This window comes from Mesorhizobium sp. M1312 (assembly GCF_040318115.1).
Classification (GTDB): Bacteria; Pseudomonadota; Alphaproteobacteria; order Rhizobiales; family Rhizobiaceae; genus Mesorhizobium.
Genome location: NZ_JAMYLQ010000009.1, coordinates 60,042 through 74,457 on the forward strand (window position 1 = coordinate 60,042; position 14,416 = coordinate 74,457).

Annotated in this window: 14 protein-coding genes, 1 tRNA gene and 2 pseudogenes; 8 read left to right on the forward strand and 9 right to left on the reverse strand. The window is 62.1% G+C overall.

Translation table 11 applies throughout. The annotated features are described in order from the left end of the window. Positions 1–14: 14 nt before the first annotated feature. Positions 15–598: pseudogene (locus NKH36_RS13030) on the reverse strand (TetR/AcrR family transcriptional regulator). 83 nt (positions 599–681) lie between these two features. On the opposite strand from NKH36_RS13030, the pseudogene NKH36_RS13035 reads away from it, so the two are divergent. Next, a pseudogene (locus NKH36_RS13035) lies at positions 682–1,495 on the forward strand (crotonase/enoyl-CoA hydratase family protein). A gap of 108 nt (positions 1,496–1,603) precedes the next feature. On the opposite strand, the gene NKH36_RS13040 reads toward NKH36_RS13035, so the two are convergent. From NKH36_RS13040 to NKH36_RS13070, 7 genes are all read right to left on the reverse strand, one after another. Next, complete coding sequence (locus NKH36_RS13040; protein ID WP_352962434.1) at positions 1,604–1,993, reverse strand: YkvA family protein; 390 nt, start codon at positions 1,991–1,993, stop codon at positions 1,604–1,606. Positions 1,994–2,103: 110 nt separating this feature from the next. Further along, positions 2,104–2,301, reverse strand: a complete 198-nt coding sequence (locus NKH36_RS13045) for a hypothetical protein (protein ID WP_352962437.1) — start codon at positions 2,299–2,301, stop codon at positions 2,104–2,106. Positions 2,302–2,493: 192 nt separating this feature from the next. Continuing rightward, positions 2,494–2,823 (reverse strand): cupredoxin domain-containing protein, encoded by a 330-nt coding sequence (locus tag NKH36_RS13050; RefSeq protein ID WP_352962440.1) that lies wholly within the window; start codon positions 2,821–2,823, stop codon positions 2,494–2,496. Then, a complete protein-coding gene (locus tag NKH36_RS13055) occupies positions 2,820–3,344 on the reverse strand; it encodes a DUF4142 domain-containing protein (protein WP_352962443.1) in 525 nt (174 codons plus the stop codon). The genes NKH36_RS13050 and NKH36_RS13055 overlap by 4 nt, the downstream gene beginning before the upstream one ends. Positions 3,345–3,442: 98 nt before the next feature. Further along, positions 3,443–4,108: an RNA polymerase sigma factor gene (locus NKH36_RS13060; protein WP_352962445.1), complete on the reverse strand. Its 666-nt coding sequence runs from the start codon at positions 4,106–4,108 to the stop codon at positions 3,443–3,445. 117 nt (positions 4,109–4,225) lie between these two features. After that, the gene (locus tag NKH36_RS13065; RefSeq protein ID WP_352962448.1) at positions 4,226–5,314 is read right to left on the reverse strand and encodes an HPP family protein; all 1,089 of its coding nucleotides are present in this window, start codon (positions 5,312–5,314) and stop codon (positions 4,226–4,228) included. A gap of 266 nt (positions 5,315–5,580) precedes the next feature. Further along, entirely contained in the window at positions 5,581–6,747 is a 1,167-nt protein-coding gene (locus NKH36_RS13070) for a cystathionine beta-lyase (RefSeq protein WP_352962451.1), read from the reverse strand. 437 nt (positions 6,748–7,184) lie between these two features. Here NKH36_RS13070 and NKH36_RS13075 point away from each other — a divergent pair, with 437 nt between their 5' ends. The 6 genes from NKH36_RS13075 to NKH36_RS13100 all read left to right on the forward strand — a co-directional run bounded on the left by NKH36_RS13075 (position 7,185) and on the right by NKH36_RS13100 (position 12,304). Continuing rightward, complete coding sequence (locus NKH36_RS13075) at positions 7,185–8,213, forward strand: amino acid ABC transporter substrate-binding protein (RefSeq protein ID WP_352962454.1); 1,029 nt, start codon at positions 7,185–7,187, stop codon at positions 8,211–8,213. Positions 8,214–8,275: 62 nt separating this feature from the next. After that, entirely contained in the window at positions 8,276–9,463 is a 1,188-nt protein-coding gene (locus NKH36_RS13080) for an amino acid ABC transporter permease (protein ID WP_352962457.1), read from the forward strand. Between the two features lie 4 nt (positions 9,464–9,467). Beyond that, positions 9,468–10,625, forward strand: coding sequence for an amino acid ABC transporter permease (locus NKH36_RS13085; RefSeq protein WP_352962459.1), 1,158 nt, complete (start codon positions 9,468–9,470; stop codon positions 10,623–10,625). A gap of 21 nt (positions 10,626–10,646) precedes the next feature. Beyond that, positions 10,647–11,450: an amino acid ABC transporter ATP-binding protein gene (locus tag NKH36_RS13090; protein WP_352962462.1), complete on the forward strand. Its 804-nt coding sequence runs from the start codon at positions 10,647–10,649 to the stop codon at positions 11,448–11,450. Between the two features lie 121 nt (positions 11,451–11,571). Next, positions 11,572–11,970 carry a DUF2459 domain-containing protein gene (locus NKH36_RS13095; RefSeq protein ID WP_502912031.1) on the forward strand — a complete coding sequence of 133 codons (399 nt, stop codon included), beginning with the start codon at positions 11,572–11,574 and terminating at the stop codon, positions 11,968–11,970. Between the two features lie 257 nt (positions 11,971–12,227). After that, positions 12,228–12,304: transfer RNA gene (locus tag NKH36_RS13100), tRNA-Pro, on the forward strand. Between the two features lie 133 nt (positions 12,305–12,437). Here NKH36_RS13100 and NKH36_RS13105 read toward each other — a convergent pair. Further along, the gene (locus NKH36_RS13105; RefSeq protein WP_352962465.1) at positions 12,438–13,265 is read right to left on the reverse strand and encodes an alpha/beta fold hydrolase; all 828 of its coding nucleotides are present in this window, start codon (positions 13,263–13,265) and stop codon (positions 12,438–12,440) included. 129 nt (positions 13,266–13,394) lie between these two features. Here NKH36_RS13105 and NKH36_RS13110 point away from each other — a divergent pair, with 129 nt between their 5' ends. After that, positions 13,395–14,396, forward strand: a complete 1,002-nt coding sequence (locus NKH36_RS13110; protein ID WP_352962468.1) for a GlxA family transcriptional regulator — start codon at positions 13,395–13,397, stop codon at positions 14,394–14,396. The last annotated feature ends 20 nt before the right edge of the window (positions 14,397–14,416 follow it).

The following is a 14,416-nucleotide window of genomic DNA, read 5'->3' on the forward strand; positions in this document are numbered from 1 at the left end:
CTGCGAGCCGGTCATCATACGCTGTTTTGGGATCTCGCCCGAACAAGCGTCGAGGCGGCATGCCCCGCCGCCTCGATATAGTCGGGGTTGCGGTGGATCAGCATGATCGAGAAGGCGCCGTCCATGAGGAGGACGATTTCGCGCGCCAGGGTCTGCGGCTCCAAGATGCCGCGGCCTGACATTTCGCCGGCCAGCCATTTTTCGAAATTCGCCTTGTGTCGCGACCCGACCTTGATCGCCGGGTGCCCGGGTATGGCGGCGAGTTCCGCGGCCGTTCGCAGGAAACCGCATCCCTTCCACCTGGGATGGCGTGCCACGCGTGCCAGATTGGTGAAGATCGCTTCGACCTTGCGATCGGGACCCCCTTCGGCGGCGTCGAACCAGCCCGCCATCTGCTTCAGGTTCGGCTGGTCGCGGCCATCGAGATAGGCAGCGATCAGCTCGTCCTTGCTCTTGAAATGATAGTAAAGCGTGCGCTTGGTGAGGCCTGCCTTTTCGGCGACGGCATCGACGCTGACGCGGCCAATCCCTCGGAATAAAAGAGCTTCGTCGCGGCGTCGACAATGCGTTTGCGGGTAGGGCTGGGCGCTTGCGTCATAGAGTAGGTATACCGACTAGTGAATATACAAACAATCGAAAGCCTGATCCTTTCCTGCCACCGTATACGGGAAAGGAAGCCAAATGACCGAACTTGTCCTAGGCGAGGTTCGCGACGGAGTTGCCGTGCTGACCTCAATCGCCCTGAAAAACTCAACGCGCTGAACTACGCCTTGATCGACCGCCTGCTGGCCATCCTCGACGCCGTCGAGATCGATGGCTCCATCAGGGCAGTCATCCTCACCGGCGCAGGCGAGCGGGCGTTCTCGGCGGGCGGCGACATTCACGAATTCTCAGCAAGCGTGGCGCTTGGCGCCGATGTCGCCTTGCGCGATTTCGTCATGCGCGGGCAGCGATTGACGGCGCGGCTGGAAGCGTTCCGCAAACCCGTCATCGCCGCCGTCAACGGCCTTGCCTTTGGCGGAGGCTGCGAAATCACCGAGGCCGTGCCACTTGCCGTCGCCAGCGAGCGTGCCTCATTCGCCAAGCCCGAAATCATTCTCGCCATGCCCCCGACCTTCGGCGGCACGCAGCGCCTACCGAGGCTCGCTGGACGAAAGCGGGCGCTCGAATTGCTGCTGACCGGCGAGGCGTTCTCGCCGCAACGCGCACTCGAACTCGGCCTCGTCAACCAAGTGGTTCCACACGACGACCTGATACCGGTTGCACTGGATCTCGCGCAGCGTATTTCCCAGCACTCACAACTGGCCGTCGCCAGTATCCTTACCGCAGTGACGCGCGGCCTCAACCAGTCCATCGCGGAAGGATTGCTGGTTGAGGCCGAACAGTTCGCCCGCATGGCGCCGACCGCCGATCTGCGCGAAGGGCTCCATGCTGGATCGCACGCCGCAAGCCGAGCTATTCAGGTTCATGGACGCGCGTTGCTACTGGCGAGTGAAGCGCAAGTGGATTGTCACCCCGCTGGAGCCGGCGTCAAACAACTGAACAGACGTCGGTAGTTCCGGAGGTATTCAAGGCGTTCGATCATGGAGAAAGCCTGATCGGACTATTTGGCGTGGGTGGGCCAGAAAGCCCAGATCAGCAAAGCTGCCAAAGCCAGCCAGAGCGCCACGATAAAGAACATTCCCGTCCTGCTTTGCGGGCGTGTTTCGAGCGCGGCAGCCTGCGCTCGAAACTCGTCCATCAGCGACGGCGGAATAAGCCTTATGGCCAGGATTACGCCGAGCGGCACTATGATCAGGTCGTCGAGATAACCGAGCACCGGAATGAAATCCGGGATCAGGTCGATTGGGGAAAGCGCATAGGCGGCCACCATCCCCGCCACGAGTTTCGCGGACCAGGGCACCCGAGGATCGCGTGCGGCGAACCACAGGGCGACTACATCGAGCTTGATGTCACGCGCCCGGCTCTTTGCCGCTTCCAGCCATGCTTTCATAGGGTTACTTTAGCACAGATTGTCGTCCGCCTGCATTCGAGCGGCAGTCGCTGGTCGTAGAAAGACTGGACCAGACCGTCCGTGGCGCGTCCCAAAGGATACGCGGCGCTCTAACGCTCCGACGATTCGGTGCTGCCCGCCGGCTTCGAAACATAGGCGTCGAGAAAGTCCTGCGAGGCGACATCGTCGGCGAGGCTCCTCAGCTTTTCGGCCGCGGCCGCCCCCAAAATCGCCTCGACGGGCCGGTTGGCCTCGACCCACACGACATATGCCTGCTGGTATCGCGCTTTTCCGAGTGGCGTCAGCACAGCATGTTTCGTTCGCCGATTATGGGCATCCTGGCGGACCTCGACCTGACCGTCGCGCTGTGGGAAATCTACGACGCCGCCCGCGCCACCCTGTTCGCCGCGACGCAGACCGGCGAGCCGGCGCCCCCGCTACCAGGCGGCTTGACGCCGCCCGACCGCCCTGCGCGTGCAGGGCGGTCTTTGCTGGCTTGGCTAGGGCGACGTCACCGTCATTTGCCCTTTCATGTTGGGGTGGAAGCGGCAGAAATAGTCGAACGAACCTGCCCTCTTCAGCGTCAGGCTTGCCGATGTCTTCGGCGGGATCATCACCTCCCAGCCGCCTTTTACGGTCGCCGTGTGGGCGAACACGTCCTTGTTGATCCACTCTATCGTATCGCCGACCTTCGCCTCAATGCTTTCGGGCGAAAATACAAGCTTCTCGATCGTCACCTCAATCGTTTCGGCCTTGGCTGGTGCGGCAGCAATAGTCAGCGCCATTGCAATCCACAGATGCCGTTTCGACACCGTCGGTGCTGTTCTCATTTCAGCATGCCGGCGACATGTTCGGCATGCTGTTCATGGCCCTGGAATAGCTTCAGGCCGGTCTCCAGCAGGCTCTTCAGTTCGGCATTCTCGGCCGAGGGGATCAGCAGGGTTTCGAGCGCGCCGTTGACCTGCTTGTGATAGGCGACCTCGTTGTCGACATAGGCCTTGTCGAACGCGGTGCCGTCGAGCTTGGCGAGCTTCGCCCGTTCCTCGGCCGCCGCCTTGGTCAGCGCCTTGCTGGTGGCGTTGTCCTCTGGCGTCACGTTGAGCTTCTTGACCAGGTCAAGCGCTTGTTTGTTCACGGCTTCATGGTCTCGCACCATGTCGTTGGCGAAATCGAGAATCTCCTTGTTCTTCGATTTCTTCAGTGCTTGCATGGCCGCCTCGACGTCAAGCACGCCGGCTGTGTAGGCGATGTGGGCGATCTGCGGATCGCTCGGCTTGTCGGAGGCTTGCGCCAACGTCGCTGCGCTGAGCAGGAAAAGCGCTGCCAGTGCGGTGGTCGATCGAATAAACATGACGTTCTCCTTCGCCGGATGCGGTTGGCTCCGGGCATTTTCAGTTGACGATGATTGGATGCCGGAAGGGGGCAAACGTTCCCGGGAATTCGGGAAAATCAGTCTGTAAAGCCAAGCCGCTGCATCACCGCGGCGGTCAGCCGTTCACACCGGCGGCCGGCGAAGGGGAAGGCATCGAGCAGCACCGGGCCGATCTGATCGGCTAGCGCCTTGCGCACGAGGGCGCGGGCGCGGTGCAGCCGGGTCTTGACGGTTTCGGGCCGCACATCAAGCAATTCTGCGGTCTCGTCTATGCTGAGACCCTCGATCACCCGCGCCACGAATACTGTCCGGTATACATCGGGAAGGCGATCGGTCGCCCGTTCGACAAGCTCGAGGATCTGCCGTTGCGCCATCATCCGCTCCGGATCGTCGCTGGGATTGAGGGGGAACTTGATGATTTCGGCTTGTAGATTTTGCGGCATCGCTACCGTTCGCCGCCTTTTGCGCAAACGCCCAAGCGCCTCGTTGATGACGATGCGCGACAGCCATGTGGCGAGAGAGGATTCGCCGCGAAAATCCCCGAGCTGGGCAAAGGCCCTGACATAGGCCTCCTGCACGATGTCTTCAGCCTCGCTGTCGTTGCGGACGACGCTGCGGGCGATACGATAGAGTCGCTGGTTGTGCATTTTGATAATCGTGTGGAAGGCTCCGCCCTCGCGCGCCAGCGCACGGCCGACAAGCTGCATCTCGCCAGATGCGGCGGGCATGACAGTCGCAGACATGGCCGGTTTCCTCATCGCGAGCCAATCTCATGACCGGAAGCAAATCCTCCGATCGAAACATTGGACGGCCTAACCGGGAAAAGGTTCCCGAACATTTTTCCCGGCGGCCGGCACCGCTTACGCTACCGCTTCCGCCAACGCCTTGTCGCCAGCTTGCGCGCGTGCCGTTGCGGCCAGCAGATCGGTCTGCGTAATGAGGCCGAGGATGTGCTGGTTGTCGTCTACGATGACGACGGCGTGGCTGCGGCCGTCGGTAAGCACCGGCAGGAGGCCCATGGCCGGCGCGCTCGCCGAGGCAGTCGCCACGGCCTTTGTCACGCTTTTCACCGCTTGCGCCGCCCGCGCCAGTTCGCGCAGCCCGACGGCGCCGATAAGCTTGGCCTCCGTGTCGACGACCGGCAGCGTCCGGATATTGTGATCGAGCAGCAGATGACGCGCCTCGTCGGCATCAGCATGCTCGTCCACGGCAATCACGTCGCGCGACATGATATCCTCGCACAGCAAGGTCCGGTGCGTGCGCACCATCGCCTGTAACTCCACCTGCCGCAGTAGCCGTTCGAGATCGTTGCGGTCGATATCGAACGTCTCCTCCAAAGCGCCGAGCGCAGCATCGATGTCCTCGGGCCGGAAACCGATACGCTCCTGCGCCGGTGGATCGATGGTGCCGTGGCTGTTCTTTGACGCAGCGGTGGCACCATGCGGGTAGGTCCGTCGCGTCAGCTTGTGAAAACCGTATCCGAGCGCCACCAGCACGATCGAGTTCAATGCCACCGGCACGAACGGAAACAGGAAGCCGGCGTCGATGACGGCCGGGCCGCCGAACACCGCCGTCAGAGCCGCCGCGCCGCCTGGTGGATGCAGGCAGCGTGTGAACGACATCGCGGCGATGGCCAACGATACGGCAATGCCCGCCGCAAGGACGGGCTCATGTATGAAACGCGCCACAATCACGCCGACGAGCGCCGATATGGTGTTGCCGCCGATGATCGACCAGGGTTGCGCCAACGGGCTCGCCGGCACTGCGAACAAAAGCACGGCCGAGGCACCCATCGGCGCCACGAGCAGCGGCACATGCGGGCCGCTGCCGAGCACGAGGCCACCGATCGCGCCGGTCAGCGCAATGCCGATCGTCGCACCGAAACAGGCGATCATGCGCTCGCGCAGTGTCGCGCCGGCCAGTATGGGAGAAAAAAGACGAAAGGCCATTGGGTGCTCTGGGGTTTATCCCACTCTGGGGTTGATCCCCGAGGAGTGTTGAACATTGAAACGCCTTGCAATGACGCCAGACTGCTGAATTCGAAAGCCAAACCAATCCGAGAAATAGCGGATTTGGAAAATATTGTTGCGCGACGCGGGTAGATCAGGCGAGGTCCGGGCCGTCAGCCGGAGCAGCTACACAGCGTGATCCGGCTAGTCTTTTCAAGAGGTTGAGCGCGTTTTCTGAATCGGTTTTGGAAGCTCGCTACCGTAGCTCAACCCGCCGCCGCGGCGAGACCGCGCGCAAGGTCGGCCTTGAGGTCATCGACATCCTCAAGCCCGATCTGCAGGCGTACGAGCGGGCCGTCATAAGGGCCCTTGGCTACGACGCGGTCGCCGAGGAAGACCGGCACAGCAAGGCTCTCATAACCGCCCCAGGAATAGCCGAGGCCGAATATCCTGAGCACGTCGAGGAAAGCATGCTGCTGTTTCTGGCCGCCGCCCTTGAGCACGATTGAAAAGATGCCGCTTGAGCCGCAGAAGTCGCGCTTCCAGAGATCGTGATCGGGGTGGCTGGCAAGCGCTGGATGCAGCACGCGCGCCACGCCCGGCTGGCCCTCCAGCCAGCCGGCGATGGCCAGTGCGCTGCGCTGATGGTGGTCGAGGCGCACACCCATGGTGCGCAGGCCGCGCAGCACCTGATAGACATCGTCCGGCCCGGCGCAGCAGCCCATCGTGTAAAACGTCTCGCAAAGCTGTTTCCAGCAGGCCTTGTTGGCCGACACGGTGCCGAGCAGCACGTCGGAATGGCCAGCCGGATATTTCGTCGCCGCATGGATCGAGATGTCGACGCCATAATCGAGTGGGCGGAAGTAGAGCGGCGTCGCCCAGGTGTTGTCCATCATGACGATCGCACCTGCGGCGTGCGCGGCGATGGCGATGGCCGGTATGTCCTGCACCTCGAAAGTGTTGGAGGCCGGCGATTCGGTGAACACGACCCTGGTGTTGGACTTGATCAGTGCCGCTATACCTGCACCGACATGCGGATCGTAGTACTCGACCTCGACGCCCAGTCGTTTCAGCATCGTGTCAGCGAAATTGCGGGTCGGGTGATAGACGGAATCGACGATCAGGACATGGTCGCCCGCCGACAGGAAGGCGAGCAGTGGCACCGTCACCGCCGCCAGGCCCGAGGGCACCACAATCGTGCCGGCCGAGCCTTCCAGTCCGTCGATGGCGCTGGCAAGCGCGTCGGTGGTCGGTGTGCCGCGCGTGCCGTAGGTGTATTTCTGACTGCGTGCCGCCATCGTCGCCGCGTTGGGATAGAGCACGGTCGAGGCATGCACGACCGGCGGATTGACGAAGCCGAAATAGTCGTGCGGATTGTTGCCCGAGTGGGCAAGCCGCGTGTTGATGCCCATTTCGTTGCCGTCTTTTGCCATTGCACTTCGCCTCTGATGAAGCGCTAGCCATAGTGCGGCGGCATTGGCCGCGCAACCGTTCGCCATCCGCCAGCCGGCGGACTTGCATATGCCAATTCATCGCATGACAAGTCAGTCATGCGCGGTAAATCCGAGCGAAGGGTTTGCCGGCGCAGCCGCGATTTGCGTTGACGGGCTTTGCCGGCTTTGTTCGCACCGCTGACTAATTTCCAGGCGCGTTTGTCTGCAATTCAGGCATTTGCGGCAATTGGTTTTCGAACTCATTCGGTTTCGGTCATTTTCCTTGACCTCACTGAAATAATCGCCTTCGATGCAGTTCGTGAATGGGAGGCAGCGCGTCGGTTGCGATGCGGGTTCCGGGAATGGGCCGGAACCGGAAGCTGCGTTCACGGAAAAGTCAGGTTCGCCTGAAAAAAACAGAAAAGGGTCTGTGGGTTATGAAACACATTGCAATCGGCATCCTGGGCGCCGCCGCGCTTGGATTGGTGGCTTCGGCCGCGTCGGCGGCCACGCTCGACGACGTCAAGGCCAAGGGCTTCATCCAATGCGGCGTCTCGACCGGTCTGGCCGGCTTCTCGGCGCCGGACGACAAGGGCGACTGGCAAGGCATCGATGCGGATTTCTGCCGCGCTGTCGCGGCCGCCGTTTTCGGCGATGGCACCAAGGTCAAGTTCACGCCGCTCAGCGCCAAGGAACGCTTCACCGCGCTGCAGTCAGGCGAGATCGACCTCCTGTCGCGCAACACCACCTGGACCATCAACCGCGATACCGCGCTTGGGCTGAACTTCGTCGGCGTCACCTACTATGACGGCCAGGGCTTCATGATCAACGCCAAGAAGCTGCCGGGCGTGAACTCCGCGCTGCAGCTTTCGGGCGCGGCGGTCTGCGTGCAGAGCGGCACCACGACCGAGCTCAACCTCGCCGACTACTTCAAGTCGAACAAGATGGAGTACAACCCGGTCGTCTTCGAAAAGCTGGAAGAGGTCAACGCCGCCTATGACGCTGGCCGCTGCGACGTCTACACCACCGACCAGTCGGGTCTCTACGGCATTCGTCTGACGCTGGGCTCGCCCGCCGACCACGTTGTGCTGCCCGAGATCATCTCCAAGGAACCGCTCGGACCGGCCGTGCGCCAGGGCGACGACCAATGGTACCACATCGTCAAGTGGACCTACTTCGCGCTGCTCGGCGCCGAGGAACTCGGCATCACCAAGGCCAATGTCGAAGAGATGAAGACCTCGGACAATCCCGAGATCAAGCGCGTGCTCGGCCAGGAGGCCGATACCAAGATCGGCACCGATCTCGGCGTCTCCAACGACTGGGTCGTCAACATCGTCAAGGCAGTTGGCAATTACGGTGAAATGTTCGAACGCAATGTCGGGTCGGGCAGCCCGCTGAAGATCGCGCGCGGCATCAACGCGCTGTGGACCAAAGGCGGTCTGCAATACTCTCCGCCGATCCGCTGATCGAAATGTGATCCGGAAGGCAGCTTTCTGCCTTCCGGTTTCTCTTTCCAGGGGATGGTCGAATGGCATCGCAGGAAATTCTTCGCGAGGAGCCAAGCCGCGGCTCCTTTATCAACGATCCGAAGGTCCGCGGCATATTCTTCCAGGCGGTGGTCGTCATCGTGCTGGTGGCGTTGGTCTGGTGGATCGTCCAAAACACCATCGACAATCTGACGCGCCTGCGCATTGCATCAGGCTTCGGCTTTCTCAGGGGGCGCGCCGGCTTCGACATCAGTGACAGCGCCATCGCCTATTCGTCGGATTCGACCTACGGCCGCGCCATTCTGGTCGGCTTCATCAACACGCTCATCGTTGCCGTCGCCGGCATCATCACCGCCACGCTCATCGGCTTCATCCTCGGCGTCGGCCGGCTTTCGCACAACTGGCTGATCCGCAAGATCTGCACGGTCTATGTCGAGGTCTTCCGCAACATCCCGCCGCTTCTGGTCATCTTCTTCTGGTATTCAGGCGTGCTTTCGGTGCTGCCGCCGCCACGCGAAAGCATCAACCTGCCATTCGGCTCATTTCTCAACCAGCGCGGCTTCTACTTTTTGCGCCCCGTCTGGGGCGAAGGCTCCTGGCTTATCCTGGTGGCCCTGCTTCTCGGAATTGCCATGGCGTGGTTCGTCGCCCGCAAGGCGCGTCAGAGGCAGATGGCGACCGGCCAGCAGTTCCCTGTGTTCTGGACCTCGGCGGCTTTGATCATCGGCTTGCCGTTGCTGGCCTACGCGCTGAGCGGCTTCCCGCTGAGCTTCGATTATCCAAAGCAATCGACCTTCAACCTGACTGGCGGCTTTCAGGTCAAACCGGAGTTCCTGTCGCTCTACCTGGCGCTGTCCTTCTATACGGCGGCCTTCATCGCCGAAATCGTGCGGGCTGGCATCATGGGCGTCAGTAAGGGGCAGACCGAGGCAGCCGGTGCGCTCGGGCTGCGGCCGGGATCGATCCTGCGGCTTGTCGTCATTCCGCAAGCCATGCGCATCGTCATTCCGCCGCTGACCAGCCAATATCTGAACCTGACCAAGAACTCGTCGCTCGCCATCGCCATCGGCTACCCGGACCTGACGGCGACGACCGGCACGGTGCTGAACCAGACCGGCCAGGCGATCGAGTGCGTGCTGATCATGATGGTGGTCTATCTCGCGCTCAGTCTGTTGACGTCGGCGATCATGAACGTGGTCAACGCCAGAATGGCGCTGGTGGAGAGGTAGGGACATGCAGGAGCACGACCTTTCCTTCGTCCGCGTCGAAATGGCGCTGGCACAGTCGGCACCGCCAAGCGAGCGCGGCCTGGGCGCCTGGATACGCAAGAACCTGGTCGCTTCGGCCGGCGACACGATCCTGACAATCATCGGCATCGTGCTGGTCGCGATGATCCTGCCGCAACTGATCAGCTGGGCGTTCATCAACGCCCAATGGACCGGCACGGACCGCACCTTCTGCGCCACGGTGGCGCAGGGCGGTATCCAGCCGGACGGCTGGTCCGGCGCCTGTTGGGCCTTCGTCAACGCCAAGTTCGGCCAGTTCATGTTCGGCCGCTATCCGATCGATGAGCGCTGGCGGCCGATCCTGGTCGCCATCCTGTTCGTGGCACTTCTGGTGCCGCTGCTCATCCCGAAGGTGCCGCGCAAGGGGCTGAACGCCATTTTGTTCTTCGGGGCTCTGCCGATCTTTGCCTTCATCCTGCTGGTTGGTGGCGTGTTCGGCCTGCCGCATGTCGAAACCTCCCTATGGGGCGGGCTGCTGGTGACGCTCACCCTGTCCTTCGTCGGCATTGCCGTGTCGCTGCCGCTCGGCATCGTACTGGCGCTGGGCCGGCGATCGAAGATGCCGATCGTCAAGATGCTGTGCGTCATCTTCATCGAGACGGTGCGCGGCATCCCGCTGATCACCGTCCTGTTCATGGCCAGCGTAATGCTGCCGCTGTTCCTGCCGGCCGGCGTCACCTTCGACAAGTTCCTGCGCGCACTGATCGGTGTCTCGCTGTTTGCCGCTGCCTATATGGCCGAAGTGGTGCGCGGCGGCCTGCAGGCGATCCCCAAGGGCCAGTATGAGGGCGCGGATTCGCTCGGCCTCGGCTACTGGCAGAAGATGGGCCTGATCGTGCTGCCGCAGGCGCTGAAGCTGGTCATTCCCGGTATCGTCAACACCTTCATCGGCATGTTCAAGGACACCAGCCTGGTCTCGATCATCTCGATGTTCGACCTGCTGGGTGTGGTCAAGCAGAACTTCTCCGACGCCAACTGGGCGACGCCGCAGACGGCCAGGTCCGGCCTGGTGTTCGCTGCCTTCGTCTTCTGGCTGTTCTGTTTCGGCATGTCGCGTTATTCGATGTTCACGGAACGCCGGCTCGACACCAGTTACAAACGCTAAGAACAAAAAAGGGAACCTTCCATGGCCATAGAAAATGCAGTCAGCGCGGAAGAGATCAAGGTCAATGCCGCCAAGATGCAGGTTTCCACCACCGATGTCGCCATCGACATCATCGCCATGCACAAATGGTACGGCGAATTCCATGTGCTGAAGGACATCAACCTGAAGGTGATGCGCGGCGAGCGCATCGTCATTTGCGGCCCTTCGGGCTCCGGCAAATCGACGATGATCCGCTGCATCAACCGCCTGGAAGAGCACCAGAAGGGCAAGATCATCGTCGACGGCAAAGAATTGACCAACGACCTCAAGAAGATCGACGAGGTGCGCCGCGAGGTCGGCATGGTATTCCAGCACTTCAACCTGTTCCCGCATTTGACCATCCTGGAAAACTGCACGCTGGCGCCGATCTGGGTACGCAAGACGCCGAAGAGGCAGGCCGAGGAAATCGCCATGCACTTCCTCACGCGCGTCAAGATCCCGGAACAGGCCAACAAATATCCCGGCCAGCTTTCCGGCGGCCAGCAGCAGCGCGTCGCCATCGCCCGCTCGTTATGCATGAACCCGCGCATCATGCTGTTTGACGAGCCGACCTCGGCGCTCGATCCGGAAATGATCAAGGAAGTGCTGGAAACGATGGTTGGCCTCGCCGAGGAGGGCATGACCATGCTCTGCGTCACCCACGAGATGGGGTTTGCCCGCAAGGTCGCCAACCGGGTGATCTTCATGGATCAGGGCCAGATCGTCGAGCAGAACACGCCGGCCGAGTTCTTCGACAATCCGCGCCACGAGCGCACAAAACTGTTCCTGTCGCAGATCCTGCACTGATCGCGCTCAAGCAATCAAAAGAGCCCGACCGAAACCCGGCCGCGCTCTTTTGCGTCTGAGCTGTTAGCCCCGGCAATCGCGCCTCGGTTGCAAGGCAGTTCCTCATGAAAAAGCTGTCCCCATGAAAAAGCTTGGGCGTTTTCTCGCCATTCTGGTGGTGGCAATCGTGCTTGCCGTGGTTCTGGGCACGTTCATTCCACGGCCGCTCTTGCCGGCGGCCGCCGCCGATCCCGTCGCCACCAGGCGCATCCTGGTGCTGAAAAATCCGATCCACACCGATATCGCCAACCCGGTCGGTGACGATGTGCGCAAGCGCTTCCATTTCCTGGTTGATGACGGCATTTCGGTCGACATGGCTGAGGTCCGCTACATCGTCTTCGGCTGGGGAGGCCGCGCCTTCTATCTGGAGACGCCGGCCTGGTCGGAGCTGAAGGCGGTGCCGGTGATGAAGGCGCTAACCCTTGACGCCTCGGTGATGCATGTCGATGTCGGCCGGCAACATTGTCGAGCCCCACCCTGACGTCGCCCGCTTCGACATCAGCGAGGAGCGTTTTGCAGCACTGGCGGCCGGCGTCGCCTCATGTATGCGACAGCAGCCTTGGTGAAGGTCTGACCGGATAGCAACCTGGGCCCGGAGGCAGCGCTGCGAAACCGCTGCGCTGGACTCTGCTGGCTGCATTTCCTGGCCCGCTCTCGGCCCCCGCCTGCCGTTTGTTCCGTTTTCGTCTTTTAAGGGGTTGCGCAGTCAAGCCCGGAACCCTATAGCCCGCAAGGACTCGGAGTGTAGCGCAGCCTGGTAGCGCATCTGGTTTGGGACCAGAGGGTCGGGAGTTCGAATCTCTCCACTCCGACCATCCATTCACCGCGATAAGCAGCAGCCTTTGCTGCCGGCGCAGCTGCGCCGGACAGCTTCTGCGACGGACGAAGCACTCCGCGACCGACGGGCAGCCCGGCTTTCCGCGCATGCCCGCCTGAAGCTGCGAAGCGTCAGCCTTGGATGAACGCCAGGAGATCCGGATTTATGATCTCCGGGTGGGTGGTGCACATGCCATGCGGAAGGCCCTTGTAGACCTTGAGCGTGCCGTGCTTCACGAGCTTAGTTGCAAGCAGAGCGGAGTCGGCAATCGGCACGATCTGGTCGTCGTCGCCGTGCATGATCAGGACAGGCACGTCGAGCTTCTTCAGGTCCTCCGTAAAGTCGGTCTCGGAAAAAGCCTCGATGCAGTCGTAATGGGCCTTGGCTCCGCCCATCATGCCCTGGCGCCACCAATTGTCGACAGCCCCTTGCGAGACCTTGGCGCCCTCGCGATTGAAGCCGTAGAACGGGCCGGCCGGCACATCCCTGTAGAACTGCGCGCGGTTGGCGACCAAAGCGGCACGGAAGCCGTCGAAGACCTCGATCGACAGGCCGCCGGGGTTGCTGTCGGTCTTGAGCATGATCGGCGGCACCGCGCCGATCAGCACCGCTTTGGCGACGCGCCCCTCGCCACCGTAGTGGGCAACGTAACGCGCCACCTCGCCGCCGCCGGTCGAGTGGCCGATATGAACGGCGTTCCTGAGATCAAGGTGAGCGACCAGAGCCGCGACATCGGCGGCATAGGTGTCCATCTCGTTACCGGTCGCCGTCTGTGTCGAGCGACCGTGCCCGCGCCGGTCATGCGCGATCACGCGATAGCCCTTGTCGAGGAAGAACAGCATCTGGTTGTCCCAGTCATCGGCGCTGAGCGGCCAGCCGTGATGGAACACGATTGGCTGGCCTGCGCCCCAATCCTTGTAGAAGATCTCGGTGCCGTCCTTGGTGGTGAATGTGCTCATCGTCTTACTCCTTGATGCAGGTGGCTGAATTGGTTGGGGGAAGGTTCGTTCCTTCTGTGGACAAAGCTATCGCAACGGAGACATGGTGAGGATTGGCAAAACAGACATTGAACAAGGCAAAACTGACAGATGATTGCGGCGCGTGATCCGGTCGAAATCGGGCTTGTGGTGTATCCGGGTGTTCAGGAAGCGGCAGTGTTGGGTCTCACCGATCTCTTCCAGCTGGCCAACCGGCTGGCTGCCGAACGGTCTCCGGATACGCTGAGGCTTCGTGTCACACATTGGCAGTGGCAAGAGGCGAGCCAAACCGTCATCCGCAGCTTCGACAGCGAGCCAGGCCCCGGCCATGGACCTGCCATGGTCATCTTGCCTCCGACCCTGGGTGATCCGATCCCGCGCGAGGCGGCCGCACCCTATGCCGACTGGCTCAGGGCCCGCCATGCGGCAGGTGCGACGCTCGGATCGGTCTGCGCCGGCGCCTTTGTGCTGGCCGAGACCGGCCTGCTGTCGGGTCGTATTGCGACCACGCATTGGGCCTATCGCGACGCGCTGGCGATGCGCTTTCCCGACATCGCACTGGATGCCGACAAGCTGGTCATCGACGATGGCGACATCATCACCGCCGGCGGCTATATGGCCTGGACCGATCTCGGCCTGAAGCTCGTCAACCGGGTGCTCGGGCCGACCGTGATGATAGAGACCGCCCGCTTCATGCTGGTGGACCCGCCGGGGCGCGAGCAACGCTTCTATAGCCCCTTTGCTCCCAGACTGAGCCATGGCGACGAAGCCATCCTCAAGGTGCAGCACTGGCTCCAGGCGAGAGGCGCGCGCGATGTGACGCTTGCCACCATGGCGGAGCATGCGGCCTTGGAGGAGCGGACTTTTTTGCGCCGCTTTCGCAACGCCACCGGCCTCAAGCCGACCGAGTATTGCCAGCACCTGCGCGTCGGCAAGGCGCGTGAGATGTTGGAAGCGACGACCCGCTCCATCGACCAGATCGCCTGGGATGTCGGCTATGACGATCCCGGCTCCTTCCGCAAAGTGTTCGCCAGGATAACCGGCCTGGTGCCGGGCGATTACCGCAGGCGTTTTGGCGTGGAACGCGCCGCGCCGCCGGACGGTGGGAGCTGAACGTGGCGGTTGCGGTGTGA

Coding starts and splice junctions, on each gene's coding strand:
- NKH36_RS13040 (WP_352962434.1), bottom strand. CDS start 1,993: ATGAAAGCATGGCTGGAAGCGGCAAAGAGCCGGGCGCGTGACATCAAG.
- NKH36_RS13050 (WP_352962440.1), bottom strand. CDS start 2,823: ATGAGAACAGCACCGACGGTGTCGAAACGGCATCTGTGGATTGCAATG.
- NKH36_RS13055 (WP_352962443.1), bottom strand. CDS start 3,344: ATGTTTATTCGATCGACCACCGCACTGGCAGCGCTTTTCCTGCTCAGC.
- NKH36_RS13060 (WP_352962445.1), bottom strand. CDS start 4,108: ATGTCTGCGACTGTCATGCCCGCCGCATCTGGCGAGATGCAGCTTGTC.
- NKH36_RS13065 (WP_352962448.1), bottom strand. CDS start 5,314: ATGGCCTTTCGTCTTTTTTCTCCCATACTGGCCGGCGCGACACTGCGC.
- NKH36_RS13070 (WP_352962451.1), bottom strand. CDS start 6,747: ATGGCAAAAGACGGCAACGAAATGGGCATCAACACGCGGCTTGCCCAC.
- NKH36_RS13075 (WP_352962454.1), top strand. CDS start 7,185: ATGAAACACATTGCAATCGGCATCCTGGGCGCCGCCGCGCTTGGATTG.
- NKH36_RS13080 (WP_352962457.1), top strand. CDS start 8,276: ATGGCATCGCAGGAAATTCTTCGCGAGGAGCCAAGCCGCGGCTCCTTT.
- NKH36_RS13085 (WP_352962459.1), top strand. CDS start 9,468: ATGCAGGAGCACGACCTTTCCTTCGTCCGCGTCGAAATGGCGCTGGCA.
- NKH36_RS13090 (WP_352962462.1), top strand. CDS start 10,647: ATGGCCATAGAAAATGCAGTCAGCGCGGAAGAGATCAAGGTCAATGCC.
- NKH36_RS13095 (WP_502912031.1), top strand. CDS start 11,572: ATGAAAAAGCTTGGGCGTTTTCTCGCCATTCTGGTGGTGGCAATCGTG.
- NKH36_RS13105 (WP_352962465.1), bottom strand. CDS start 13,265: ATGAGCACATTCACCACCAAGGACGGCACCGAGATCTTCTACAAGGAT.
- NKH36_RS13110 (WP_352962468.1), top strand. CDS start 13,395: ATGATTGCGGCGCGTGATCCGGTCGAAATCGGGCTTGTGGTGTATCCG.